Genomic DNA, 24,161 nt, shown 5'->3' with positions numbered 1-24,161 from the left:
CAGGGGGTGCGAGAGGGCGTACGTGAGGTGTGGTGGGTCAGCCGCCGGCGGCGGGCGGGGCGCCGACCGGGACGCAGGTCAGCCGGAAGGAGTTCGCGGACTCGGTGATGGCGGCCTCGACGTCCCGGGTGGTGGCGCCGCGGAAGCGGAAGCGGGTGCCGACGTGCTCGTAGCCGCTGATAGCGGGAGCGGTGGAGCCGACCGGGGTGTGCTTGACGGCGTACGGGAGCCGGCCGGGCGCGGGTTCCCGTACCCAGCCGGCCGCTTCGACCCGGCAGGGGGCGGGGACCGGGAGCGGGAGCAGCAGGTAGCCGCCGACCTCGCCGGTCTTGAGCGGCGGCAGGACCGGGGTCAGGCCGAGCTGGATGTCCACGGCGGCGGACATGAGGTCGACGCCGTGGACGTCGCGCCAGGTGAAGGGGATCTCTCCGCCGCCCACCCGGGCCCCGCACTCCAGGAAGACCAGGGCGGGTCCGCCGCCCGGCGCCGGGGTGACGAAGGCCTCCAGGTGGAAGACCCAGGGCTGGGAGCCGCCGAGGGCGGGTCCGACCGCGGCGGCGAAGGCCTCGACCGCCTCCAGGAGCGCGGGGTCGTCCTCCTCGACGGAGCCGAGCCAGGTGCCCTGGGTGAAGTCGGCGCAGGTGCCGCCCACGTAGCGCGAGACGGTCCAGCTGCCGAGGGAATCGCCTTCCCACAGGCCGTCGATGTGCAGGATCGGCCCGTCGACGTAGCTCTGGACGAGGTGCGGTTCGGCGGCCAGGGCGGCTGCCAGGTCGCCGAGCTCCGCCAGTTCGCCGGCGGAGTCGATCTGGACCACGCCCCGGCTGGCGGTGCCGCGGTGCGGTTTGACGACCAGCGGCCAGCCATGGGCCTCGCCGAAGGCGAGTACGGCGGCCGGATCGGGCGCGGGGGCGAAGGCGGGGACCGGCAGTCCGGCTGCCTCGGCCGTGCGGCACATGGTCAGCTTGTCGCGGAACACGGCCAGTTCGGCGGTGTGCTGGCCGGGGATCGCGAACTCCTCGCGGATCAGCGCGGCCGTGTCCAGGTCCCCCTCGTTGAGGGCGATCAGCCGCGCCGGGGCGCCGAAGCGGGCCACGAGCCCGGTGACGGCCGCGCGGACGGCGGGCAGGTCGTCGGTCAGGGCGACGGTGGTGACCGCGGCGGCGGTCTCGGGTAACGAGGCGCGGCCGAGCCCGGTGCTCACGTAGGTGACGTGGGCGGCGGCGTGGTCCAGGTAGTCGGCGTAGTGCGCGTGGGTGTCCCGCCAGCGGTGCAGGACGATGATGTGCGGCCGGTCGGCGCTCATGCCCCCTCGCCCCCCTCGCCCGCGTCGGCCGCGCCGTCGGCGGCGGGAGCGAGCCAGGGCAGTGCCGCCGTGGCCATCGTGCGGACGCCGATGGAGAGCGCGGGTCCGGCGACGGGCGCGAAGGTGGAGGAGTGGTTCTGCGGGAGCTCGTCCAGCTTGCCGGCCGCGAAGGCCTCGCCGAAGGCCTGCGGGTCGAGGCCGCCGTAGAACCAGTACACCGAGGGGACTTGGGCGGCGGCGGCGAGGAGTCCGAAGTCCTCGCTGGCGGTGGTCGGGCCCATCGTCATGACGGCGCCGTCCCCGAAGTGCTCGCGGTGGGCGTCGGCCACCCGCTCGGCGGCCGCGGTGTCGTTGACGGTCATCGGCAGGTGGTAGACGGAGGTGATCTCCGGGTCGGCGGTCGCGCCCGCGGCGGCCGATTCTGCGCGCGCGAGCCGCTCGACGGCCGCCAGGACCTTCTCGCGGACCGGGGCGGAGCTGGTGCGCACGTTGATGCCGAGCTCGGCCGTGTCGGGTATGACCGCGGCGGTGGTGCCGGCGTGCAGTTTGCCGACGGTGACCACCACCGGTTCCTGGGCGGCGATCTCGCGGGAGACCACGGTCTGGAGCCGCAGCACGAGCGAGGCCGCCATCACCACGGGGTCGACGGCCGCCTCGGGCTTGGAGCCGTGGCCGCCGCGGCCGAAGAGCTTGACGGTGATCGAGTCGGTGGCGCCCATGACCACGCCGGGCAGGGTCGCGATGAGCCCGGCCGGGCCGGGGCCCACGTGGGAGCCGAGGATCACGTCGGGGCGCGGGAAGCGCTCGAAGAGGCCGTCCTCGACCATCTCGCGGGCTCCGTAGCCGCTTTCCTCTCCCGGCTGGAAGACGGCGACGACGGTGCCGCGCCAGGCCTCGCGGTTGCGGGCGAACAGCGCGCAGGACCCGATCAGCGCGGCCACGTGCAGGTCGTGGCCGCACGCGTGCATCACCGGGACCTCGGCGCCCGATTCGTCGGTGGCGGTCTCGGTGCTCGCGTAGGGCAGCCCGGTGGCCTCCTTGACGGGCAGCGCGTCCATGTCGGCGCGCAGCATGGCGACGGGTCCCTCGCCGTTGCGCAGGACGGCGACGACGCCGGTGCGGCCGACGCCGGTGGTGATCTCCCAGCCGCCCTGGGCGGCGAGGCGCTCGGCGACGAGGGCTGCCGTCCGCTTTTCCTGGAAGGCGAGTTCGGGGTGGGTGTGCAGCTCGCGGTAGTCGGCCTCCAGGGCCGGCATCAGCGAGTCGAGACCTTCGAGCAGTGCAGTCATGGCGTCCTTCTCAGGCATGAGGGGTTACGGACACGGGGTGTTCGCGACCGGGGTGTTCGTGTACGGCCCACGAGGCGGCCAGCGCCGCCGCGGCGGTCAGTGCGGGCCACCACGGCAGCCAGGCGTTGTGGCCGGCCGACCTCAGGAGTTCCGCGAGCATCGGGAACGTGCCGCCGAAGAGGCTGATCGCGGCCGCGGTGGGCAGCCCGACGGCGACGGCGCGCACGGCGGGCGGGAACAGCTGCCCCGCGAAGACGTTGCTCACCGCGAGCGGGAGGCCCAGCAGGAAGAGCAGGACCACGGTGACGACGGGGACGGGGACCCGTCCGGCGTTCATGGCCATCAGCAGCGGCACACTGCCCAGGGCGAGCCCGGCGAAGCCGAGGCGCAGGACGGGCAGGGCGCCGATCCGGTCGGCGGCCTTGCCGCCGCCGAGCATGGCCGCGAGCAGCGCCACCATGCCGAGGAGCAGTGCGGCGGAGGTCTCCTCCTTGGTGGCGGCTCCGGCGCTCTCGGCGTACGAGGGGAAGTCGACGGTGACGAAGTAGAAGGCGGTGGTGGCCCCGGAGGTGATGGCGAACACCACGGCGAGCTGCCCGAGATGGGCCCGCAGCACCGGCCAGGGGCTGGGTGCCTTCACCACCGGCGCCTTCACCACCGGCGCCGCCTCCGCCTCGCCTGCCGCCGCTCCCGCTCCCGCGGGCAAGGCCGCTCCCTGCGCGGCCTCGCCCACGGCGGCCGTGAAGACCGCGCTCTCCGCCGCGCCGCGCCGGATCCACAGGGCGGTCAGCCCGAGCAGTCCGCCGAAGACGAAGCCGTAGCGCCAGGCGCCGTCCTCGACTCCGCTCTCCCCGAACACCCCGAGCAGGACGTTCACGACGATGAAGGAGAGCGCGCTGCCCAGCACCACACCCCCGTAGGAGACGGCGCTGTAGAAGTAGCGGCGGCCGGCCGGCGCGGTCTCGGTGACGTACGCGGCCACGCTCGGGTTCTCCGCCCCGACCGACAGCCCCTGCACCAGCCGGGCCCCGACCACCAGGAGCGGAGCCGCCAGCCCGATGGAGGCGTAGCCGGGTACGACGGCCAGGAACAGGGAGCCGGCGGCGATCAGGCCGACGGTGAGGGTCAGTCCGTAGCGCCGGCCGCGGGTGTCGGTGAGGCGGCCGATGAGGACGCTGCCCAGTGGCCGGACCAGGAAGCCGAGGGCGAAGCCGAGGTAGGCGGCGATGAGTTTGGCGGTGGGCGAGGTGCCGGGGAACAGTGCCTCGGCGAAGTAGGGGGCGAGGATGCCGTAGATGGTCCAGTCGTAGGCCTCGACGACCGAGCCGACGGTGGCGGCGGCCAGTTCCCTGCGGGGGCGCCGGGCCGGTGCCGGTGCCGGTGCGGCGGCGACCGCCGCCACACCGGCCTCTGAGAGGCCCGCTTGGTCAGTGCTGGTCATCTGTGACTCCGTAGACCCTGATCAATGAGGTGTCCTGCCCGGGGAAGGGCACGGCGTGCAGTCGGACCCCGGTCGCCGGGAGGGCTTCCAGGCCGGTCAGGCCCGTGAGGGCGGGCAGGCCGGCGGCCGCGAGCGCCGCCGCCACCGGCCCGTTGCCCTCGCGGCTGTCGGTGGCGACGAGGAGTGCGCCCTGCCCGGCGAGCAGGTCCACCGCGTCCTCGGTGAGGTACGGGCCGGCCGCGCGGCCGGTCTGCACGACCACGGCGTGCCCCGCGAGGTCGAAGGGCGCCAGTGCCAGCCGGTCGGCGACGGGCTGCCCGGCTCCGAGGAGCCGGACCAGGACCACGGGAAGGTCCACCAGGCCGGCCAGGCCCGGTGCGGCGCCGCCCGGGCCCGTCGGCCAGGCGGCCCGGGTCGCGGGGCCGGTCAGGTCCGTCGTGGTGCGGCCCGAACCGGCGGCACCGGTGTTCCGGGAGCCCTTGTGCGGCTCCTGGAGCAGCTCCCGGCGGGTGATCTTCGTACTGCCGACCATCAGCAGTCCGAGGTGGCGGACGATCAGTTCGCCCAGTTCCCCGTCGGCGATGTCGTCGCCGGGGATGTCCAGGCGGAACCCCTGCATCTGCAGGGCGCCTCCGTTGCTGAAGACGACCTCCGCGTCGAAGTCGACCCGCCACTCACCGCTGTTGTTCGTTCCCGTGGTCATGTTCCGTGTCCTCTTCTTCGTGGCTCCGCGGATCCGAAGCTCCGTGGATCCTTGCTCCGTCGTGCCGAACCGGCTCTCCGGTTCAGGCGCAGTCGATCAGAGCTTTCTCCAGGGCCGCCGCCATCTCGTGGATCTCCTCGTCGGTGATCACCAGTGGCGGGAGCAGCCGGAGCACGGCCCCGTGCCGGCCGCCGCTCTCGAGCAGCAGCCCGTGGTCCAGGCAGGCGCGCTTGATGCGCTTGGCCCGGGCCCCGTCGGCGGGCAGCGAACCGAGCCGGTCGGCCGGGCCCGCGGGGTCCACGATCTCGATGCCCCACATCAGTCCCCGGCCGCGGACCTGGCCGATCTCGGGGTGGCCGGCGGCCAGCCGGCCGAGCAGGGTGGCGATCAACTCGCCCTTGGCGGCCGCCTTTTCGATGAGTCCCTCGGACTCCGTGACCCGCATGGCGGCGAGTCCCGCGACCAGGGCGATCTGGTTGCCGCGGAAGGTGCCCGCGTGGGCTCCGGGCGTCCAGGCGTCGTACTTGCCGTGGTAGAGCAGCAGCGAGAGCGGGAAGCCGCCGCCGGCCGCCTTGGACACGAGGACGGCGTCCGGCTCGATCCCGGACTCCTCGAAGGCCCACATGGTGCCGGTGCGTCCGAAGCCGGCCTGGATCTCGTCCAGGACCAGCGGGATGTCCAGCCGGGCGGTGATCTCCCGCAGCCCGCGCAGCCAGGCGGCCGGCGCCGGGATCACCCCGCCCTCGCCCTGGACCGCTTCGACGAAGACGGCGGCCGGCTTGGTGATGCCGCTCTCCGGGTCGGTGAGCAGCCGCTCGATGTAGGTGAGGCCGGCCCGGATGCCCGCCTCGCCGCCGATGCCGAAGGGGCAGCGGTAGTCGTAGGGGTAGGGGAGGTGGTGGACGTCCGGCATGAGGGAGGGCACGGACTCCTTGGCGCCCAGGTTGCCGGTGAGGGCGAGGGCGCCCGCGGTCATCCCGTGGTAGGCCCCGTGGAAGGAGATCACCGTGCGGCGGCCGGTGGCGATCTTGAAGAGCTTGATGGCGGCTTCGGTGGCGTCGGTGCCCGCCGGTCCGCAGAACTGCGTCTTGAAGGTGTCCGCCATGGTGCCCGGGAGCTTGGCGTACAGCGCCCGCAGGTACTCGTACTTGGCCGGGGTGGTCAGGTCCAGAGCCTGCTGGACCTGACCGGAGGTGAGGTACTCCCCCACCGCGGCCAGGACGTCCGGGTGGTTGTGCCCCAGGGCGAGGGTGCCCGCCGCGGCGAGGCAGTCCAGGTACCCGCGGCCGTGCCCGTCGCGGATGCGTGCGCCGTGTCCTTCGGCGAGGAGTTTGCCGAAGGCGTTGGCGTAGGTCCGGGCGCCCGATTCGCGCGCCTCGACGAAGGTGTACATCTCGTCCGGCGTGAGGGTGGTCACGTCGTCACTTCCTCAGGTGTGAGCGGGCGTCGGCGACCATGACCTGACCGAGGGCGATGCCTCCGTCATTGGTCGGAACGAGCCGGTGGACATAGGTGTCGAAACCGTCGGCGGTCAGCCCGGTCAGACAGTTGAGCAGCAGGAACTCGTTGAGGAACACGCCTCCGGAGAGGGCGACCTGGTTGACGCCGGTCTCCTCCCGCAGGGCCTTGCAGCGCTCGCGGACCATGTCGACGACGGCCGTGTGGAACCGGCGGCTGATCCGGTCCACGGGCAGTCCGGCGGCGATGTCCCCGGCCATGGCCCGGATCACGGGCCGCGGGTCCACCTCGGTCAGCCCGTCCGCCTCGTAGGACCCGAAGCGGTACGAGGCCTGCGGCTCTCGGGTGGCGTCGCGGTCGAGCAGGCCCTCCAGCTCGATCGGGCCCTGGGCCTCGTACTCGGCCTTGGCGCAGACCCCGGCGAGGGCGGCGACCCCGTCGAAGAGGCGGCCCATGCTGGAGGTGGGCGGGGAGTTGATCCCGCGGGCGGCCATCGTCGCGAAGACCTGGCGGCGCTGCCCGTCGAGGGCGGCGAGGGCGGGGAAGCCCGCCAGGGCCCGGCCCCCGTCCCCGTCGAAGGCGTCCAGGGCCAGTGCGTACCCGGTGCGGATGGGTTCGCGCACGGCCTGGTCGCCGCCGATCAGCGGCAGCCGGCGCATCCGGCCGACCCGGCGGTAGGCGGCGAAGTCCCCGAGGAGGAACTCCCCGCCCCACACCGTGCCGTCCTCGCCGTAGCCGAAGCCGTCGAAGATCACGCCGAGGGTGGTGCCGCTCACGTGGTTCTCCGCCATGCAGGAGGCCATGTGGGCGTGGTGGTGCTGGACTTCCACGGTGGGCAGCGCCGGGCCCGTGCCGTCGTCGTCCAGGGCGGCCCGGGTGGAGCGGAACTGCGGGTGCATGTCGTGCGCCGTGACCTCCGGCTTGAGCGCGTACAGCTGCGCCAGGTGCCGGGCGGTGCGGTGGTGCGCGGCGAAGGTCTCGTCGTTCTTGAGGTCGCCGATGTGCTGGCTGAGGAAGACCTGGGAGCCGTTGGTGAGGGCGACGGTCGTCTTCAGTTCGGCGCCGAGGGCGACCACGGGGGCCACCTCGCGGCCGACGTCCACCGGGTAGGGGGCGTAGCCGCGGGCCCGCCGGATGAACTGGAGCAGCGGCTCGTCGAGTTCGGGGTGGTCGGAGAGGCGGACCACCGAGTCGTCGACGCGGATCTCGATGTCGCGGTCGTGGTAGAGGATCACGTCCGCGATCTCGAAGAGCTGCTCCAGGGCCTCCTCGTTGCGGTAGGCGATGGGGTAGCCGGAGATGTTGCCGCTGGTGGCGACGAGCGCTTCGAGGCCGGGCTCGTCCAGCAGCAGGTGGTGGTGGGGCGCCGAGGGCAGCATGATCCCCAGGTTGGGGTTGCGCGGGGCCACGGACTCCGGGAGGGAGCCCGCGCGCTTGCGGGCCAGCAGGATGGGCCGGGCCGGCGAGCGCAGGACGTCGATCTCCGACTCGGAGAGCTCCACCAGGCCCTGCGCCGTGGCGAGATCGCGGACCATCACCGCGAACGGCTTGGAGTCGCGGCGCTTGCGGCTGCGCAGCAGGGCCACGGCCTCCGCGTTCGTCGCGTCCACCACGAGGTGGAAGCCGCCGACGCTCTTCATGGCCGCGATCCCGCCGTCGGCCAGCACCCGGGCGGCCCGCAGGAGGGCCTCGTCCCCTTCGGCCGTGCCCCCCTCGCGGTCCCGGAGCAGCAGCCGGGGGCCGCAGTCCGGGCACGCGTTGGGCTGCGCGTGGTAGCGCCGGTCCATCGGGTCCTCGTACTCGGCCTTGCAGTCCGGGCACATGGTGAAGGTGGCCATGGTGGTCATCGGACGGTCGTACGGCAGGTCCTGGATGATGGAGTACCGGGGCCCGCAGTTGGTGCAGTTGATGAAGGGGTAGCGGTGCCGGCGGTCCTTCGGGTCGCGAAGTTCCGCCTGGCAGTCGCCGCATACGTGGGTGTCCGCCGGGAGCAGCGCGGACCGGGCTCCGGTGTGCTCGCTGTGCACGATGGTGAACGGGCCCGCGGGCACGGTGCCGCGGTCCAGTCCCCGGGTCGGCCGGACCTCGTCCACCCGGGCGAGCTCGGGGGCGCGGCCGCTGAGGCCCGCCGCGAACTCCTCCAGGGCGGCGACCGGTCCGGACGCCTCCACCAGCACGCCTTCGGGGTCGTTGCGAACCCAGCCGGAGAGGCCGAGTTCACGGGCCAGCTTGTAGACGAACGGCCGGTAGCCGACGCCCTGGACCACGCCGGTGACGCGGATGCGCCACTCCTCGGGCCGTTCCGTGACGGTCTGCTCGGTGCTGCTCATGGCGGTTTCCTCGGTCCTTTTCTCAGCAGAGCCGGGGGAGTTCGGCGCCGAGGAGTTCCTCCAGCTGGGTCTCGCGGCCGTCCGTGTCGCGCAGCAGCACCAGGCCCTCGGTGTCCTCGGAGATCTCGCCGATGGTCACCGCGTCCTTGCCGTAGGGCTGGGAGCGCAGGGCCGCCAGCACCTCGGCCTCGGCCGCCGGGTCCACGAAGAGCGCCAGGCAGCCCTCGTTGGCGCAGTGCAGCGGGTTGATCCCGAGCATGTCGGCGGCCATGGCCGTCTCGTGCTGGATGGGCAGGTCGTCCTGGGTGACGCGGATGGTGCGGCCGAGCTTGCCGGCGTACTCGTGGAGCACGGCCGTCAGGCCGCCGCGGGTGACGTCGCGCATCGAGCGGACGGCGCCGGGCACCGTGTTCGACAGGACCGTGTCGACGAGGCCGTTGAGCGGGGCGCAGTCGCTGTCCACGCGCTGCTCGAAGCCGAGGCCCTCGCGGATGGAGAGCAGGTGCACCGTGTGGTTGCCGATGGGCCCGCTGAGGATCACCTTGTCGCCGGGGCGCACGTCGGTCATGGTGAGCGGCTCCCGCTCGAAGACCCCGACGCCCGCGGTGTTCAGGTAGATCTGGTCGGCCTCGCCCTTGCGGACCACCTTGGTGTCCCCGCCGACGATCTGTACGCCGGCCTCGCGGGCGGTGTCGCGGATGGACTCCAGGGCCCGGACCAGCTTGGCGATGGGGAGCCCGGTCTCCAGGATCATCCCGAGGGTGAGGTACTTGGGCCGGGCGCCGGCCACGGCCAGGTCGTTGACCGTGCCGCAGACCGCGATCTTGCCGATGTCCCCGTTGCCGAAGAACGGCGGGTCGACCACGAAGGAGTCCGTGGTCATCGCGATGCGGTCGCCCTCGATCTTGAGGATCGCGCTGTCTTCCATGATGCCGATGTAGACGTCGCCGAGGGTCGACGCGATCACCTGGAGCAGGTCCTGGCTGAGCTTCGCGCCGGTGCCGTGGTCGAGGACGATGAATTCGGTGGGATCCACGCTCGTGGTCATGCCGGTTCGTTCCTTTCAGGGGTGGGGCCGGAACGGGTCGTTGCGGGGAGGGGCGTGGTCACGGGGTCTTGATGTTCTTGCGGGGCAGCCCGCCCTCGGCGTCGAGGACGCGGATGACCTCGGCGGAGTCGGTCACCGTGGCGCAGTAGCCCTCCAGCCAGTCCAGGGCGCGCTGCTTGTCGTCCAGGCGGGCCGAGACGACGCAGTCGGAGGGGACCCAGATGTTGTAGCCGCGGAAGAAGGCGTCGGCGGCGGTGGTCTGGACGCATATCTGCGTCTGCATGCCGGTGATCAGAACGGTGTCCACGCCGAGGGCCTGGAGGCGGTCGTGCAGGTCGGTCTCGTAGAAGCCCGAGTCCTTGCTCTTCTCCATGACGACGTCCTCGGGGGCCAGGAAGGCCTCGATGATGTCGGCGCCGTGGGTGCCGCGCTGGACCGGGAGGTAGCCGTCGTAGCGCTCGGCGTTCGGGTCGTCCGGGTCGTTGACGAGCTGCAGGTGGAAGATGTGGTGGCCGCGGCTGCGCATCTCGTCGAGGAAGCCGGTGAAGTGCGGGGTCGCGGCCTCGACGGCGGCGACGCGCTCCGGGTTCTTCTCGACCAGTTCGTACTGGAGGTCGTTGGTCAGGACGGCGATCTTGGACATGGCTGTGCCCTTCGGTGGGGTGGTGTGGTCCCGGGGCCCGTCCGGCGCACGTCGGCGTGCGCCCCGGCGGGCGGTGGGTGAGAGGGGGAAGCTGCGCACCGGCCGGTCGGCCGCGAAGGGCCGTACCGCACGGGCGGATCGGCCCGGGTCGGTGTACGGCGTGCTCGGTGCGGGGGCCTGCGCGGCCCGGGCGGGCGGCGCGGCGGTAGGGAGGGGCGCGGATGCGGGTGCGCGGGAGGGCGTCGGGCGCGGTGCGCGTCAGGCGTGGGGTGCGTCAGGCGTGGCGCGCCCGGGGCGCGGTGTGCGCACGGCTCGGTGCGCGTAGGGCCTGACGGTGCGTACGGCCCGGTGGTGCGTACGGCCCGTCGGTGCGGGGGTCAGCTCGCGACCGCGACGCGGTCGGACTCGAGCTCGTGCAGCCAGGTGCCGGTGGCCTCGAAGTGGGCCGTGATGTCGGCGAGCCGGGCGTGCATGTAGAAGCCGGTGACGGGGCGGCCGTCGGCGCGGGCGTAGTCGGGCAGCCGGCCGTACTCGCGGAAGCCCAGGCGCTGCCAGAGCACGGAGGGGCCGTCGTCGCGGACTTCGAGGGTGATGACGTCGCAGCCCATCTCGCCGACCTTGCGCAGGGCCTCGGCCCAGCCCTCCAGCAGGAACTGTCCGCGGTAGTCGGGGGCGACGACGCAGCGGCGCATCTCGACGATGTGGCGGCGGGCCGGCAGCGGGGCCCGGGCGAGGGTCACCATGCCGACGATCTGGCCTTCGTCGGTGCGGACGTGGAGGAGGTCCACGGCACCCTTCTGCAGATCGGCCTCGAAGGCCCGCATCAGCGGGAGGCCCTTCTCCAGTCCCACGGGTTCGTAGAAGCCGAGGGTCCTCTCCTTGACCGCTACGGCGTCCATCAGTTCGATCATTTCGCGCATGTCCTGTTCGGACAGTTCGCGAGGCCATGAATAGTGCATCGTCTTCCTTGGTGAGTAGACGGTGGAGCAGCCGGACCCCGGACATCGCGGCGCCGCCCCCGTGGGGGCTGCGCGGCACATCTGGAACGCAATGCCCGGGATCGCCGGACTGCGGGAGTGTCGGCCCTTCGGCCCCTCGGAGCGTCGGCACTTCAGAGCGTCGGCTCTGCGGAGCGTCGGCCCTTCAGGGCGCCGCCGGCGGGTGTGGGCCGGCCGGTCAGACCGAAGCGGTGGCCTTCGTCTGCAGGTTGGTCTGTACGGCGGCGGCCGGTGCGGCCTGGGTCAGCAGCGAGGCGTCCGCGCCGGCACCGAGCACGGTGGCCGCGTAGACCTCGACGAAGTAGGACACGAACAGCGAGTTGATCTTGATGAGGTGCTCGACGAAGCGCTCCTCGTCGGCCTCGTCCTTGATGACGCGCATGATCAGGTTCCAGACCATGTCGACGTGGTCGTCATCGTCGTCGAGGGCCAGGTGGGCGCGGGCGCCCTTGGTCTTGTCGGCGCCGACGTGCTGCTCCATGATGTCCAGCCAGTCGGGCTGCGTCTTGCCCGCGATGTACTCCAGGTAGAACCCGCTGATCATCGCGGCCAGCGGACCCTCCGTGGCCATCGTGTAGTAGAAGTAGCCGTTGAGCAGCTCGGTGGCGAAGGTCGGACGGATCGCGTAGATCTCCTCGTCCGTCATCCCGATCTTGTGCAGGTCGCCGGCGAACATGCGGTCGTGGCGGCCCTCCTCCGCGCCGTAGAGGCCCCACTCCTTGCAGAGCTGCGGGTCCCGGGTGGCCCAGTAGTTGGCGATGAGCGGGTCGACGGCACGCTTGAGGCCGATCCGGATCATCGTCTCGACGTTGTGCCGCTTGTACAGCTCGAGGTCGAACTTCTCCTTGTCGAGCATCCCGTCGGCGCCCGCGCTGCGCTCGTAGAAGTCCCGCTCGAACTTCAGCAGGAGCTCGTCGACGCGCTTGCGGAACTCAGGGCGCTGCAGGTTGGAGTACGTGTTGTACGACTTACTTCGAGGCATCTCATCCCCAGCCGAGATCGTTGACTACCTGACCCGGACCAGTGGGGGCGGCGATGTTCGCCGCACCACTCGTCGACGGGGCGAGGAAGACGGTCACCGCGAAAGTTGCCGCAATGGCGATGAGGAAACTCGCTATACGTGGCATGCTTGCCTGCCCCTCAAGATGTCTTGCGGTCCGGATCAGCTTCGGCTTCATCCTGTCCGTTCGACGACATCCGGAGCCATCCCTTTCTGGGATCATGTTGCCGCTGGCGAAAACATGACAGGGGGATGAATTGAACTCAATCAGACAAGTCCATCCTTTTACAGTGCCCCGGCTCACCCACGCCGGTGACCGTCTCTACCGGTTCGTCACCCGAACACCGGGTACAACGTGCGAAACAGCCGCCCTGGCTCTGGACATGAGCACTGCGGCGGTGCAGGAAGCCGCGGACGCGCTCGACGATCTGGGGCTGCTCAGCAAGTGCCCCGTGACGGGCATCTACACCCCGTACCCCGTGGAGCACGCACGCATCAAGGTCCTCAACCCGGCGCAGCACAGCCTGAACGAGAGCCAGTCCTTCCTCGATCAACTACGCGGAGAATTAGATGAGTTGACCATGAGAACCGCGGACATCCAGGACGACACCTCCCTGGAGGTCGTGCCCGGCCTGGGCGATGTGCGCAAACTCATCGCCGGGCTCGCGGACGGCTGCCGCACCGAGGTGCTCACCTCCCAGCCCGGCGGCGCGCGGGACGAGGAGGTGCTCTCCGAGAGCCTGGAGCGGACCGAACGCCTGCTGGGGCGGGGGGTGCGCATGCGGACCCTCTACCAGCACACGGCCCGGTTCAGCCCGGCCACGGCCTCCTTCGTGGGGCGGGTGACACCGCTCGGCGCGGAAGTGTGCACGCTCGCCGGCGGCTTTCCGCGCTGCATCATCTTCGACAAGGAAGTGGCGATCATCGCGCTCTCGGACGGATCGCACGGGGCGGCGGTATCGAGAAATGGCCACCTTGTCTCGTTCCTTTCGGAGGCCTTCGAGCGGGCCTGGAGCGGAGCCGAGAAATTCGCCTCGGAAAACGACCGACCTGCACGCGCCGCGATTACCTCCGACATTCAGCAGACCATCGTGGCGCTGCTCATTCAGGGCGAATCGGACAACAGAATAGCCCACGTGGTCGGTATTTCCTTGCGCAATTGTCAACGCCACATTGCGAACATCATGAAGAGCATCGGCGCCCGCAACCGGCTCCACGCCGGATATCTGCTGGCGAAGGAGCCCTTCACCGGCGGCTGACCTGCCGACAGCCCGCGCCGCGAGCAAGCGGCCCGGGCTGCCGGGGTCCGCGGCGGACGGCTCCTAGCGGCCCCCCGCCGCCGGAAGCGGAACCACCGCGGGCTCGGGCGCGGCGCCGGGATCGGCCTCCGCCACAGGCTCCGGCGCGGGGCCTGGATCGGCCTCCGCCGCGGGCGCCGTGCCCGCCTCCGCCACCGTCGGCCGGGGCTTCGGGGGGACCAGCGAGGTCACCGCCACCCCGCCGACGAGCAGGACGGCCGCCACCCAGCGCAGCCCGCTCACTTCCTCCCCCAGCACCAGAGCCGCCGAGCTCATCCCGAAGACCGGCACCAGCAGCGAGAAGGGCGCCACCGAGGAAGCGGGATAGGTGCGCAGCAGGAACCCCCACGCCCCGAAGCCGAACACCGTGGTGATCCAGGCGAGGTACACGATGACCCCGACCCCGCTCCAGTCGAGCCCGCGCAGCGCCGCCAGGTCCCGCTCGGGGCCCTCGATCAGCAGGGACAGCCCCGCCAGCGGCAGCACCGGCACCACGCTCACCCACACCATGAAGTTCAGGGCGTCGGGCGGGGACGCCTTGCGGGTCAGCACGTTGGACACGCCCCAGCACGCGGCGGCCGCGATCACCATCGTGAAGCCCAGCACCGGCCCGGAGGCCCCCTCGTCCACGGCGGCCACGGCGATCCCCGCGAAGGCCACCGTCATGCCCGCGATCCGCAGCCGGCCCGGCCGCTCCTTGAGCACGACGGCCGCGAACACGGCCGTGAACACCGCCTGCGCCTGGAGGACCAGCGAGGACAGCCCGGCGGGCATCCCGTTGGCCATCCCGGAGAACAGCAGCCCGAACTTCGCGATGCCGAGGACCACACCGACCGCGATGATCCACTTCCATGCCACTTTGGGACGCCCGACGAAGAACACCGCCGGCAGGGCCGCGACCAGGAAGCGCAGGGCGGACAGCAGCAGCGGCGGGAACGATCCGAGCCCGAACTCGATGACGACGAAGTTGAAACCCCAGACCGCGGCTACGAGAACCGCCAGGGCGGTGTGAATGGGTCGCATGCTCCGAGCATCGACTCCTCAACCATTTAGCACCAGCGCGGATGTCTTCAGGGTCGGATGTAGCGTTGCTTCATCCACCGGCGCCGCCCGCGCCCTAAGCTCCCTGGCATGCTCGACCTCTCCCGGCTGCGCGCCCTGCACGCCGTCTCCGTCCACGGCTCGGTCGGCGCGGCCGCGGCCGCCCTCGGGTACACCCCCTCCGCCGTCTCTCAGCAGATCGCCAAGCTGGAACGGGAGACCCGCACCACCCTGCTCGAACGCCACGGCCGCGGTGTCGCCCTCACCGAGGAGGCCAAGCTGCTGGCCGCGACGGCCCAGCAGCTGATGGACATCTCGGAGCGGGCCGAGACCGCACTGGAGGAGTCCCGCGGCCAGCCCGTCGGCCGGCTGCGGGTCGCCGCCTTCGCCTCGGCCGCCCGCGGCCTGCTCCCCGGGGTCCTCGCCGACCTGGCCCAGCGTCACCCGGCCCTGGAAGTACGGCTCACGGAGATCAACCCGCACCTGTCGATGGACCTGGTCTCGCGCGGGGTCACCGACCTGGCGGTGACCCACGACTGGGACATCGCCCCGCTGCCCGCCCCCGAGGGCGTGGAGCAGGCCGTGATCGGGGACGACCGCTGCGACTTGGTGGTGCCCGCCGGGCACCCCTTCACCTCCCGCGCCGTCATCCACCGCTCGGACCTGGGCGGGCAGCGCTGGGTGTGCCAGCCGCCCGGCCGGGTCTGCCACGACTGGCTGGTGCGGACCCTGCGCACGGCCGGGTTCGAGCCCGACATCACGCACGTCGCCGAGGAGAACCACACCATCGTCTCGCTGGTCGCCGCCGGGCTCGGGGTGGCCGTCGTACCGCGGCTGGGGACCGGGACGCTGCCGGCCGGCGCCGTGGCCGTACCGCTGGAGCCGGGCCCCGTACGCCGGTTGTACGCCCTGTGGCGGACCGGGGCCGCCCGCCGGCCGGCGATCACCGAGGCCGTACGGACCCTGCGCGAGCACTGGCCCCACATCGCACCCCGTACGGGGGACTCCGCGAGTGTCCCCCGCGCCGAAGGCCCCGCCCCGCAGTAGCGTCCGGCGCGTGCCGAACCACGCCTCCCGCCGGACCCTGCTCACCGTGGCCGCCGTGGCCGCCGTCACCGCCGCGGGGGCCGCCTCCGCCGCGGTGGGCACCGCCCGGGACCCCGACGGCCCGGCCCCCGACGACTCCCGGCCGGGCGACCGCGCACCGGGGCGCTCCCCCGCCCGTCAGTCGCCGGGGGCCGGGCCGCGCGAGACGATGGAGCGGATGAGCCTGGCCGAACTGGTCGGGCAGCTCTTCGTATCGCGGGCGTACGGGCACGCGGCGACCGAGCCCGACTCCGAGGACGTCGCGCTCAACCAGAAGGCGTTCGGGGTGCGCACCCCCGCCGAGCTGGTCGCCCGCTACCACCTCGGCGGGATCGTCTACTTCGGCTGGGCGCACAACACCCGCTCCCCGCGCCAGATCGCCGAGCTGTCGGCCGGCCTCCAGCGGGCGGCCGCGGATTCCGGTGCGGGCGTCCCGCTGCTGCTCTCCATCGACCAGGAGCACGGCGCCGTCGCCCGCGTGGGCCGGCCCGCGACCCTGCTCCCGGGGGCCATGGCCCTGGGCGCCCTCGCCCTGGGGACCGCCGGGTCCACCGCGGAGGCCCGCCGGGCAGCACGCATCGCGGGTTCCGAGCTGGCGGCCATGGGCATCCGGCACAACTACGCCCCGGTGGCCGACGTGAACGTCGATCCCGCCAACCCGGTCATCGGCGTACGGTCCTTCGGCGCCGACCCGCAGGCGGTGGCGGCCCTGGTCGCCGCCCAGGTCCGCGGCTACCAGGGCGCCGGGGTGGCCGCCACGGCGAAGCACTTCCCGGGGCACGGGGACACCGGCACCGACAGCCACGTCGGGCTGCCGCTGATGACCCACACGCGGGCCCGGTGGGAGGAGCTGGACGAGCCGCCGTTCCGGGCGGCCGTGGAGGCGGGCGTCGACGTGGTGATGACGGCGCACATCGTCTTCCCCGCGCTCGACCCCTCGGGGGATCCGGCGACCCTCTCGCGGCCGATCGTCACCGGGATCCTGCGCGAACGCCTGGGATTTCGCGGGGTGGTGGTCACCGATGCCCTCGACATGGCCGGGGTCCGCCAGAAGTACGGGGACGACCGGGTCCCGGTACTGGCCCTGAAGGCGGGCTGCGACCAGCTGTTGAACCCGCCGGACCTGGGGCTGGCCGTCCGCAGCGTGCTGGCCGCCGTGGAGTCGGGCGAGCTGACGCGGGCCCGGATCGAGGAGTCGGTGCTGCGGATCCTGGAACTGAAGGCCCGCCGGGGCCTGTTCGACGCGGCGGCACGGGCCGTGGATCCGGCGCGGGCCGCGGACGCGGTGGACGCGGCCGTGGGCATCCCGGCGCACCTTGCGGCCGCCGGGGAGATCGCGGACCGTACGACGACCCTGCTGGCCAATCCGGTGGGGCTGCTGCCGCTGGATCCGGCGGACCGGCCGCTGCTCCTGGTCACCGGGACCGACCCGGTCTCCCCCACGGGTACGACGGGACCCCCTACCGCGGTACTGGCCCGGGAGCTCTCCGCGCTGGGCTGCCGGGCGACGGCCCTGCCGCCCGCCCGCGCGGTGGCGGCCGCCCCCGGCAACGCGGCCGTGCTCGTGTGCACGTACAACGTCCCCGAGGGCGAGAGCCCGCAGCGCGAGCTGGTCACCCGGCTGCTGGCCACCGGGGTGCCGGTGGTCCTGGTGGCGGTCCGCAACCCCTACGACCCGGCCCGGCTGCCGGCCTGCGCGGCCGAACTGGCCACCTACACCTGGACGGACGTGGAGCTGCGGGCGGCGGCCCGGGTGATCACCGGGACCGTACGGCCCGTCGGGCGCCTGCCCGTCCCGGTGCCGGGCCGCTACCCGCTGGGCCACGGGCTGGCGTACGGATAAGTCCCCGCACCCCTCCCGCGGCCCCTTCCCGGGTCCTCCTGCGGGGCTACGGGCGCAGCATCGGCTCGCGCTCGATGTCCTGCTGGTCGAGCTGCGCGTCCGGCTTCGCCAGCGGCGCGGCCTTCGCGGCGCCGGTGGGCGCGGCGGCCGGGGCCACTCCGGCCCACTTGAGGATCTTCTCGGTGGCCAGCGCCTTCTCGGCCTCCATGAGCTTGGAGACGTTGGCTCCGTGGTTGGCGCCCGGAGCGGTCATCACGTAGCTGTCGCGGGCCCCGTAGCCGAGGTGGAACGGTTCGGCACCCCACGGGTCGTTCTGTCCGTAGACGAAGAGCATCTGGTTCGCGTTGTTCTTCACCCAGGTGTCCACGTCCCGCATCGCCGCCGGCTGGAAGGTCATCGGGATGTCGCGGGGCACGAAGTTGCGCGGCGGCTGGTAGCCGTAGCGGCTCAGGCCGTCCAGGTGGGACTGCTTGATGTCGGGGGAACCGAGCTGGGTGCCCGCCTGGTAGTAGTACGGGGTGTACGTCTCCAGGCCCTGGTCGGCGTAGGCCGAGAAGCCGGAGATCGCGTCGACCGTGTCCCAGATCTCCTGGTCGCTCGCGGTGGCGGCGGCCGGGATGGCAGCGCAGTCGGCGAGCAGGCTGTACTGCCAGAAGGCCCACGTGTAGTCGAGGACGACGGCCTCGAAGGCCTTGTCGAGGTTGCCGACGGTGGTGAAGGTCCAGCCGTTCTCGGCGGCGGCGGCCGCGTACTTGGCCTCCAGCGGCTCGCGGCGCACGAGCGCCTCGCGCTGCACCGCGTTCAGCTTGTCGCGGCACTCCTTGGTGCCGACCTTGGCGAAGAACCGGTCGTAGGCCGAGTCCTCCTTGTTCACCACGTCGTTGGGGGCGACGTACGCGACGACGCCGTCCATGTCGCGCGGGTAGAAGCGCTCGAAGTAGGTGGCCGTCATGCCGCCCTTGCTGCCGCCCGTGGCCAGCCAGTTCTTCTTGTAGATCCTCTTCAGGGCGGTGAAGACGCGGTGCTGGTCACTGGCGGCCTGCCAGATGTCGAGGTTCCCCCAGTTGGCCGGATCGGGGCGGGAGGGGGTGAAGAAACGGTACTCCAGCGACACCTGGTTGCCGTCGACTATGGTCGTCGGCTCGCTGCGGCGCGGGTTGGTGTTGACGTTGTAGCCGGAGGTGAAGAACACCGTGGGCCGCGTGACGTCCTTGTGCAGCAGGGTGATGCGCTGCTTGAAGGTGCCCTTCCACGGCGCGCGGTGGTCCACCGGCTGCTCGTAGTTCAGTACGAAGAAGCGGTAGCCGGGGTACGGCTTCTCCTCGATCAGGCTCATCCCCGGGATCGCGAGGATCCGGTCCTTGATGTCTTCCGTGGCGGCCTTGGCATCCGTGGCGGTGGCATCCGTGACGGCGGACGGTTCCGCGGCGGTGGCCGCTTGCGCCGTGGTGCCGGCCGTACCCGCGGTGCCGATCAGCACCGCGAGCGACAGCAGCCATCCGAGCTTCTTGCGCATTCACACTCCCCATGAGTTCACATCGGTCGCCGTGAACCTAGCCGGGAGAACATGCGGCTGAACAGACCTAGTTGGGCCGCTCCATCAGCAAAGGATCCAGCCGGAATCGACGGATCCGGCCCCCACGCTCCCCCTTACATACACGCAGCGGTTGATCGCGTGGACGGTGACGGGGCCGGCGTACCGGGTGAATTGCCCCGCATCGCGCACCGGGTAGCCGCCGCGCGGCTGGATGCTCACCGACATCGCCCGCCGCTGTCCGGGCTCCCGGGCGACCGCCACCGCGCAGGCCCGGTCGCGGGTCTTGTAGACGCGCACCTCACCCGTGGAGAACGGCAGCGTCCGCACCAGGTTCCCCGCGCACCCGCCGGTCGCCGCCTGGGCGGGCTGCGCCGTCAGCAGTCCGGCCACGGCCAGCCACAGCGTCATGGTGATCACGCCCGCGCAGGCGGCCCATCGCCTGCGCGGGTTCCGCGCCTTCAACACCCTGTCCCCCATCGGTCGTACGTACAACGTGCGTACGTTCGTACGACGCCAGGTCGCCCCGATTGGTTGCTCGGAACAAGAACTCAGCCCATGCAAGCCGCCGAGCCCGCCGCCTCCGCCGGTCCCGCCCCGCAGGCCGCCGCGTGGTCGAAGACCGACTCCCGCGGCCGGACCAGGGTGGCGACGGCGATCGACTGGAGGTGGGTGGTGCGCACGGCGGGCATGTTGGCCTCGCCGAAGATCCCGCCCGTGGCTCCCGTGCCGCCGTTGTACGGGACCGAGGGCAGGCAGCCGATGTGCGAGTCGTTGACCTTCAGCATGCCGCCGTTGACCACCTCCTCGCAGAACCGCTCGACGACCCGCTCGTCCTGGGTCCACAGGGAGTTGCGCAGTCCGTAGCGGTTGGCGTTGAGGAAGCCGATCGCCTCCTCCAGCCGGACCGGTGCCTCGGGCACGACCACGCACAGCAGCGGGAAGAAGGTCTCCTCACGGAAGGCGCGCAGCCGGGCGGCCGCGGCCAGCCCGTCCACCCGGACGACCGCCGGACGGATGAACGGTCCCGCCGACGAGGGCTCGTCGTCCACGTCGACGAACTCGCCGCCGCACAGCAGCTCCCCGCCGGCCGCCAGCACCTCGCCGACGAACTCGGTGAACTCCGCCCGCTTGACCACCGGGCTCAGCACCGTGCGCGGATCCTCCGGCAGCCCGGGCCGGATCTCCCGCACCTGCTCCATCAGCTCCTTCAGCAGCCGGTCGGCCACCTCCGGATGGACGATGGCGAACTTCGGGGTCATGCAGATCTGCCCGGAGCCGTAGTACCGCTCGCACAGGGCCCGCGCGGCGAGGTCGACCTCGGCGTCGCGCCACACCAGCACCCCGTCGTTGCCCGAGAGTTCGAGTACGGGCTTCTTCCCCGCGGCCACGCACTCCCGCTCCAGCTTGAGGCCCTGCTCGGAGCCGCCGAAGAAGACGAGGTCGTCGCAGTCGGGGCTGTCCAGCCACTGGCGGACCACGGCGCGGGCGTGCGTGCAGACCACGTTCAGGGTGCCGGGCGGGGCGCCGAGCCGTTCCAGGAGCGGGGCCACGAGCTCCCGGTAGACGAAGCTGACGCCCAGCGGGGCAGTGGGCGGCGCGTTGACGACCAGGCTGTTGCCCGCGGCGAGCGCCAGCGCCCCGTAGAAGGAGTTGGAGGTCGGGGCGTTGCGCGGCGGACTCAGGCACACCACGCCGTCCGGCTTGCGCACCATGCGGGTCCGGCGGCCGGCCGAGGTGCGCTCGGGCTCCCGCAGCCGCGCGGCGAAGTCGGCGACGGAGTCCGGGTGGAAGGAGGCGGTCACGGAGTCCAGCTCCCAGGCGGCCAGCCGGACGGGGTGGCCTTCGGCGACCAGCAGCCCGGTCAGCTCCTCGCGCCGCTCGGCGACGGCCCGGTGGATGCCGTGCAGCAGCTCCATCCGGTCCGCGAGCGGGACCGCCGCCCATCCCGGCTGCGCGGCGCGGGCGGCGGCCAGGGCGCGCAGACCCTGCGCGGGGGCGGACAGGGCGACCCGGCCGGCCAGCAGCCGGTCGTCGTAGGGAAGGTCCTCGCCGCGCTCCAGCCGGGCCTTGAGCCCGAGCACCTCGAACGGCTCGCGCAGGAGTTGACCCACCCGCGGCCAGTAGACCCATCGGGTGCCGGGCTCCTCGACGCCGTTGACCCATACCTCGTAAGAGTGCATCCACAACTTCCTAGCGGGATAACGGGAGTTCGTGATCACGCAGGAGATTACGCTAGGTGAACGCGGGACCCCGCACCGTAGCCGTGAAAGGCACTTGAAATGACGAACGACCTGCTCGACCGCAAGCTGGACCGCGCCTTCGCCCACCTCGACGTCAACGAGGACCAGGTGATCGACGAGCACGACATCATCGGGCTCGGTTCCCGTCTGCTGTCGGCCCTCGGCGAGCCGGCCACCTCCCCCAAGGCGACCCAGGTGATGGGCGGGCTGGTCGACTTCTGGCAGGAGCTCTTCACCGAGCTGGACATGGACCGGGACGGGAAGGTCACGCCGGAGGAGTACAAGCAGGGCATGACGCGCCTCTTCCAGGACGACGGCGCGGCCTACGACAGGTCGTTCCGGCCGATGGCGCACGCGATGCTGCTGGTCGTCGACAAGGACGACGACGGGCGGATCAGCCCCGAGGAGTTCCTGAAGGCCCAGACGGCCTTCGACACGAAGCTGAGCCGCGAGGACGCGGAGGCGCTCTTCGCCCGGATCGACGCGGACCACGACGGGTTCCTGTCCGTGGACGAGCTCCTCGGCGCGGTGCGGGAGTACTACACCGGCACCGCGGAGGACGCCCCGGGCAACCTGCTCTTCGGCGAGCTCTAGCCCTGAGAGCGGCCTAGCCGGGGCGCCGGATTCCGTCAAGCCGCGAGATTCCGGGGCGTGACACCGCTCGGGTGGCGGGGCGTACTGGGACGAAACCCCGTCCGCCTCGCTCACCAGAGGAGAGCAGTCATGAACCACGTTTTCAGGAAGCCGCGCCTCGTCCTGTTCGCCGCATCGGCGGCCATCGTCGCGGGCGGCGTGCTCGCACCCGCGACCGCACTCGCCGCCACACCCGCGCATTCGCACGCGGTCAGGGCTGACGACACCACCGGCAACGAGTCCACCCTCCTGCACCGCAGCGGCCCCGACGACACCGTGATCCGCACGGACCCGCCCGCCGAGGACACCCCGGGCAAGTGGGGCAACGGAAAGCCCGGCAAGCGCCCCGGCAAGCACGACCCCGTACGCCCCCCTGTCTTCCAGGCTCCCGACAAGCCGGAGTGGCAGTGCGTAAGGGCCCCCTGCGGGCCTCCCGAAGAGGTTCTCGAAGGAGAGTTGTTCGGCGGAGCGGCGAACGACCTCCCGAATGTGTCCAACCACGCGAGGACCTGAGGATCGACCGCGATCCCTACCGCCCGCGAGGGACACCACCCCGGAGCCCCGGGTCCGTACGACGGACCCGGGGCTCCGGTGCGTGTACGAGGAGACTCGAACAGCGCTTTTACAAGAAGGGGCTCCCTGCGTCAAGCCCCGAATGTGAGTGGCGTGACGCGCATCCCGCCATCGGGTTTATTTGAAGTACGCCCTCACCGGGAAACACCGGAAGAACCAGAGGGCAGGAAATCGCCCCGGATCCTTTATCCGGACGATTCTCGAATCCCCTCCCTTTCCCTTCCTTTCCCGAATGGAGAACGACCATGTTCAAGATCCTGTCTACCCGCCGCATCGTCCTCGCTTCCGCTTCCGTCGCCCTGCTGGGTGGTGGCATAGCCCTCCCCGCCACCGCAATGGCCGCCCCCGCCACCGCCCCGCACCACGCGGTGTCCGTCCTCCAGGACGACAGCGCCGACGGCATCGGCACCGGCGGCGACGCCAACGCCGAGAACACCACCGTCGGCGGCGACTCCCGCGGCGGCGACGCCAACACCGGCGTCGGCAACTGCAAGGGCAAGTGCGACATCAACACCGGCGACGCCCGAGGCGGCGACTCCAGCGCCGACGCCGTCAACACCGGCGACGCCACCGCCGTCGGCGGCGACGGCAACGGCAAGGGCGGAAACCTGAACAAGGTCAACAAGCAGACCTTCAAGAACCAGCTCAAGAACAAGCTCGGCAACTAAGCCCACCAAGCCCAGCCACCCCACACAACGGCGCCCCCGGGAATCCCCGGGGGCGCCGTCGCGCGCCACGGACGCCGGAGAGGCCCAGCCCCTCCGGCGTCCGCCCTGTGCTCCCAATCGTCAGGCGTTCGCCCTCGGTATCAGGCGTTGCCGCCCGTGGCGGTCGCGTCGCCGCTCACCGCGGTCGCGTCACCGGTGTTGATCGCGTCGGCGCTCGCGTTGCCGCTGGTCGCGTTCCCGGTGGTGATCGTGCACCGGCCGATACAGGTGCCCACACCGGAAGCGGCGGAGCCCGAGGTGGCCGTGCCGCCGACGGTGGTGTTCTCGGCATTGGCGGAGCCGCTGACTGCGCTGGCGTCACCGCCCCTGCGCTCGCCCCCGCCTCCGTCCCCGCCCCGCACGGCCTTTCCGGTCGAACTCGAGGCCACGTGGCTGCTGCGGCTCAGAACGTCGGCGGTCACGGCCGTGTTGACGCTGTCGAAGCAGAGGCCGTTGCACCGGTTGGAGGCGCCGTCGCCCACGGCGGTGTTGGTGCTGGTGCCGCAAAGGCCCGTGCACTCGTTGTACGCACCCGCCCCGACCGCGGTGGTGGTGCTGTCGCCGCACAGGCCCGCGCACAGGCCGGAGACGCGCTCCCCCACGGCGGTGTTGGTGCTGTCGCGGCACAGGCCCGTGCAGCTGCCGGAGACGCCGTCGCCCGTGGCGATGTTGTTGCTCCCCTCGCAGAACCCTTCACAGGCTCCGGGGGAAGCGTTGCCCGCGAGGGCGCTGATGCTGCTGTGGCCGTAGTACGGGGCTGCGGGTGCGGCCATCGCGGTCGCGGGCAGGGCGATGCCGCCGGCCAGTGCCACGGATGCCGTGGCCAGCACGATGCGACGGGTCCAGGAACGCTCGTTCATGGGAAATTCTCCGGGGTTGTCGTGCGGAGCAATTCGACTGCGGCCAAGCGTGCGCGCGCCGAGGCCGCCGATCAGATACGTCCGTGAGATACGGACGCGGGGATCCCCTGGGGTTTGATCGGGGCCG

At 71.8% G+C, this 24,161-nt stretch carries 21 protein-coding genes; 6 read left to right on the top strand and 15 right to left on the bottom strand.

The genetic code is table 11. The features are described 5' to 3' along the window. Positions 1-37: 37 nt before the first annotated feature. The 10 genes from ACE1OC_RS26460 to ACE1OC_RS26415 all read right to left on the bottom strand — a co-directional run bounded on the left by ACE1OC_RS26460 (position 38) and on the right by ACE1OC_RS26415 (position 12,198). Positions 38-1,306: an ATP-grasp domain-containing protein gene (locus ACE1OC_RS26460; RefSeq protein ID WP_407839107.1), complete on the bottom strand. Its 1,269-nt coding sequence runs from the start codon at positions 1,304-1,306 to the stop codon at positions 38-40. After that, positions 1,303-2,595, bottom strand: a complete 1,293-nt coding sequence (locus ACE1OC_RS26455) for an amidohydrolase (protein ID WP_407839106.1) — start codon at positions 2,593-2,595, stop codon at positions 1,303-1,305. Before ACE1OC_RS26455 ends, ACE1OC_RS26460 begins: the two co-directional genes overlap by 4 nt. 10 nt (positions 2,596-2,605) lie before the next feature. Further along, complete coding sequence (locus ACE1OC_RS26450; protein ID WP_407839105.1) at positions 2,606-4,036, bottom strand: MFS transporter; 1,431 nt, start codon at positions 4,034-4,036, stop codon at positions 2,606-2,608. Beyond that, the gene (locus tag ACE1OC_RS26445; RefSeq protein WP_407839104.1) at positions 4,023-4,739 is read right to left on the bottom strand and encodes a hypothetical protein; all 717 of its coding nucleotides are present in this window, start codon (positions 4,737-4,739) and stop codon (positions 4,023-4,025) included. Before ACE1OC_RS26445 ends, ACE1OC_RS26450 begins: the two co-directional genes overlap by 14 nt. Positions 4,740-4,821: 82 nt before the next feature. Continuing rightward, a complete protein-coding gene (locus ACE1OC_RS26440) occupies positions 4,822-6,156 on the bottom strand; it encodes a diaminobutyrate--2-oxoglutarate transaminase family protein (protein ID WP_407839103.1) in 1,335 nt (444 codons plus the stop codon). Positions 6,157-6,160: 4 nt separating this feature from the next. Then, positions 6,161-8,527 (bottom strand): carbamoyltransferase HypF, encoded by a 2,367-nt coding sequence (gene hypF, locus ACE1OC_RS26435; protein ID WP_407839102.1) that lies wholly within the window; start codon positions 8,525-8,527, stop codon positions 6,161-6,163. Positions 8,528-8,549: 22 nt separating this feature from the next. Next, positions 8,550-9,575 carry a hydrogenase expression/formation protein HypE gene (gene hypE / locus ACE1OC_RS26430; protein WP_407839101.1) on the bottom strand — a complete coding sequence of 342 codons (1,026 nt, stop codon included), beginning with the start codon at positions 9,573-9,575 and terminating at the stop codon, positions 8,550-8,552. Positions 9,576-9,633: 58 nt separating this feature from the next. Beyond that, the gene (locus ACE1OC_RS26425) at positions 9,634-10,218 is read right to left on the bottom strand and encodes a cysteine hydrolase family protein (RefSeq protein WP_250739586.1); all 585 of its coding nucleotides are present in this window, start codon (positions 10,216-10,218) and stop codon (positions 9,634-9,636) included. A gap of 377 nt (positions 10,219-10,595) precedes the next feature. Continuing rightward, positions 10,596-11,129 (bottom strand): GNAT family N-acetyltransferase, encoded by a 534-nt coding sequence (locus ACE1OC_RS26420; protein WP_407839100.1) that lies wholly within the window; start codon positions 11,127-11,129, stop codon positions 10,596-10,598. A gap of 265 nt (positions 11,130-11,394) precedes the next feature. Continuing rightward, positions 11,395-12,198, bottom strand: coding sequence for a hypothetical protein (locus ACE1OC_RS26415; protein WP_407839099.1), 804 nt, complete (start codon positions 12,196-12,198; stop codon positions 11,395-11,397). 401 nt (positions 12,199-12,599) lie between these two features. Between ACE1OC_RS26415 and ACE1OC_RS26410 the strand changes: the two genes are divergently transcribed. Then, positions 12,600-13,475, top strand: a complete 876-nt coding sequence (locus ACE1OC_RS26410) for a helix-turn-helix transcriptional regulator (protein ID WP_407839098.1) — start codon at positions 12,600-12,602, stop codon at positions 13,473-13,475. 63 nt (positions 13,476-13,538) lie between these two features. On the opposite strand, the gene ACE1OC_RS26405 is transcribed toward ACE1OC_RS26410, so the two are convergent. Then, positions 13,539-14,537 (bottom strand): EamA family transporter, encoded by a 999-nt coding sequence (locus ACE1OC_RS26405; RefSeq protein ID WP_407839097.1) that lies wholly within the window; start codon positions 14,535-14,537, stop codon positions 13,539-13,541. Between the two features lie 108 nt (positions 14,538-14,645). Between ACE1OC_RS26405 and ACE1OC_RS26400 the strand changes: the two genes are divergently transcribed. Beyond that, positions 14,646-15,602: a LysR family transcriptional regulator gene (locus tag ACE1OC_RS26400; protein ID WP_407839096.1), complete on the top strand. Its 957-nt coding sequence runs from the start codon at positions 14,646-14,648 to the stop codon at positions 15,600-15,602. A gap of 10 nt (positions 15,603-15,612) precedes the next feature. Continuing rightward, positions 15,613-17,484 carry a glycoside hydrolase family 3 protein gene (locus ACE1OC_RS26395; RefSeq protein ID WP_407839095.1) on the top strand — a complete coding sequence of 624 codons (1,872 nt, stop codon included), beginning with the start codon at positions 15,613-15,615 and terminating at the stop codon, positions 17,482-17,484. Between the two features lie 46 nt (positions 17,485-17,530). Here the strand turns inward: ACE1OC_RS26395 and ACE1OC_RS26390 are convergent, their stop codons facing one another. The 3 genes from ACE1OC_RS26390 to ACE1OC_RS26380 form a co-directional block, all read right to left on the bottom strand. Next, positions 17,531-19,000: a S28 family serine protease gene (locus ACE1OC_RS26390; protein WP_407839094.1), complete on the bottom strand. Its 1,470-nt coding sequence runs from the start codon at positions 18,998-19,000 to the stop codon at positions 17,531-17,533. 84 nt (positions 19,001-19,084) lie between these two features. Then, positions 19,085-19,486 carry a hypothetical protein gene (locus ACE1OC_RS26385; RefSeq protein ID WP_407839093.1) on the bottom strand — a complete coding sequence of 134 codons (402 nt, stop codon included), beginning with the start codon at positions 19,484-19,486 and terminating at the stop codon, positions 19,085-19,087. Between the two features lie 83 nt (positions 19,487-19,569). Continuing rightward, on the bottom strand, positions 19,570-21,201 hold the full coding sequence (locus ACE1OC_RS26380) for an aldehyde dehydrogenase family protein (protein WP_407839092.1): 1,632 nt from the start codon (positions 21,199-21,201) through the stop codon (positions 19,570-19,572). Between the two features lie 99 nt (positions 21,202-21,300). Between ACE1OC_RS26380 and ACE1OC_RS26375 the strand changes: the two genes are divergently transcribed. The 3 genes from ACE1OC_RS26375 (at position 21,301) to ACE1OC_RS26365 (ending at position 23,135) form a co-directional block, all read left to right on the top strand. After that, positions 21,301-21,855: an EF-hand domain-containing protein gene (locus ACE1OC_RS26375; protein WP_407839091.1), complete on the top strand. Its 555-nt coding sequence runs from the start codon at positions 21,301-21,303 to the stop codon at positions 21,853-21,855. Between the two features lie 129 nt (positions 21,856-21,984). Next, positions 21,985-22,407, top strand: coding sequence for a hypothetical protein (locus ACE1OC_RS26370; protein WP_407839090.1), 423 nt, complete (start codon positions 21,985-21,987; stop codon positions 22,405-22,407). A gap of 305 nt (positions 22,408-22,712) precedes the next feature. Next, positions 22,713-23,135, top strand: coding sequence for a hypothetical protein (locus ACE1OC_RS26365; RefSeq protein ID WP_407839089.1), 423 nt, complete (start codon positions 22,713-22,715; stop codon positions 23,133-23,135). A gap of 140 nt (positions 23,136-23,275) precedes the next feature. Here ACE1OC_RS26365 and ACE1OC_RS26360 read toward each other — a convergent pair whose 3' ends face one another. After that, a complete protein-coding gene (locus ACE1OC_RS26360; protein ID WP_407839088.1) occupies positions 23,276-24,034 on the bottom strand; it encodes a hypothetical protein in 759 nt (252 codons plus the stop codon). Between the last annotated feature and the right edge of the window lie 127 nt (positions 24,035-24,161).

Origin of the sequence: Streptomyces stoeckheimensis, assembly GCF_045822005.1 — a bacterium.
Taxonomy (GTDB): Bacteria; Actinomycetota; Actinomycetes; order Streptomycetales; family Streptomycetaceae; genus Streptomyces; species Streptomyces stoeckheimensis.
Note: the sequence above shows the minus strand (reverse complement) of the source record. Positions and strands in the feature narration are given on the sequence as shown.

What these genes read in the sequence shown, in the direction of transcription:
- ACE1OC_RS26460 (WP_407839107.1), bottom strand. Translation starts at nt 1,306, where the DNA reads ATGAGCGCCGACCGGCCGCACATCATCGTCCTGCACCGCTGGCGGGAC.
- ACE1OC_RS26455 (WP_407839106.1), bottom strand. Translation starts at nt 2,595, where the DNA reads ATGACTGCACTGCTCGAAGGTCTCGACTCGCTGATGCCGGCCCTGGAG.
- ACE1OC_RS26450 (WP_407839105.1), bottom strand. Translation starts at nt 4,036, where the DNA reads ATGACCAGCACTGACCAAGCGGGCCTCTCAGAGGCCGGTGTGGCGGCG.
- ACE1OC_RS26445 (WP_407839104.1), bottom strand. Translation starts at nt 4,739, where the DNA reads ATGACCACGGGAACGAACAACAGCGGTGAGTGGCGGGTCGACTTCGAC.
- hypF (WP_407839102.1), bottom strand. Translation starts at nt 8,527, where the DNA reads ATGAGCAGCACCGAGCAGACCGTCACGGAACGGCCCGAGGAGTGGCGC.
- hypE (WP_407839101.1), bottom strand. Translation starts at nt 9,575, where the DNA reads ATGACCACGAGCGTGGATCCCACCGAATTCATCGTCCTCGACCACGGC.
- ACE1OC_RS26425 (WP_250739586.1), bottom strand. Translation starts at nt 10,218, where the DNA reads ATGTCCAAGATCGCCGTCCTGACCAACGACCTCCAGTACGAACTGGTC.
- ACE1OC_RS26420 (WP_407839100.1), bottom strand. Translation starts at nt 11,129, where the DNA reads ATGATCGAACTGATGGACGCCGTAGCGGTCAAGGAGAGGACCCTCGGC.
- ACE1OC_RS26415 (WP_407839099.1), bottom strand. Translation starts at nt 12,198, where the DNA reads ATGCCTCGAAGTAAGTCGTACAACACGTACTCCAACCTGCAGCGCCCT.
- ACE1OC_RS26410 (WP_407839098.1), top strand. Translation starts at nt 12,600, where the DNA reads ATGAGCACTGCGGCGGTGCAGGAAGCCGCGGACGCGCTCGACGATCTG.
- ACE1OC_RS26405 (WP_407839097.1), bottom strand. Translation starts at nt 14,537, where the DNA reads ATGCGACCCATTCACACCGCCCTGGCGGTTCTCGTAGCCGCGGTCTGG.
- ACE1OC_RS26400 (WP_407839096.1), top strand. Translation starts at nt 14,646, where the DNA reads ATGCTCGACCTCTCCCGGCTGCGCGCCCTGCACGCCGTCTCCGTCCAC.
- ACE1OC_RS26390 (WP_407839094.1), bottom strand. Translation starts at nt 19,000, where the DNA reads ATGCGCAAGAAGCTCGGATGGCTGCTGTCGCTCGCGGTGCTGATCGGC.
- ACE1OC_RS26380 (WP_407839092.1), bottom strand. Translation starts at nt 21,201, where the DNA reads ATGCACTCTTACGAGGTATGGGTCAACGGCGTCGAGGAGCCCGGCACC.
- ACE1OC_RS26375 (WP_407839091.1), top strand. Translation starts at nt 21,301, where the DNA reads ATGACGAACGACCTGCTCGACCGCAAGCTGGACCGCGCCTTCGCCCAC.
- ACE1OC_RS26370 (WP_407839090.1), top strand. Translation starts at nt 21,985, where the DNA reads ATGAACCACGTTTTCAGGAAGCCGCGCCTCGTCCTGTTCGCCGCATCG.
- ACE1OC_RS26365 (WP_407839089.1), top strand. Translation starts at nt 22,713, where the DNA reads ATGTTCAAGATCCTGTCTACCCGCCGCATCGTCCTCGCTTCCGCTTCC.
- ACE1OC_RS26360 (WP_407839088.1), bottom strand. Translation starts at nt 24,034, where the DNA reads ATGAACGAGCGTTCCTGGACCCGTCGCATCGTGCTGGCCACGGCATCC.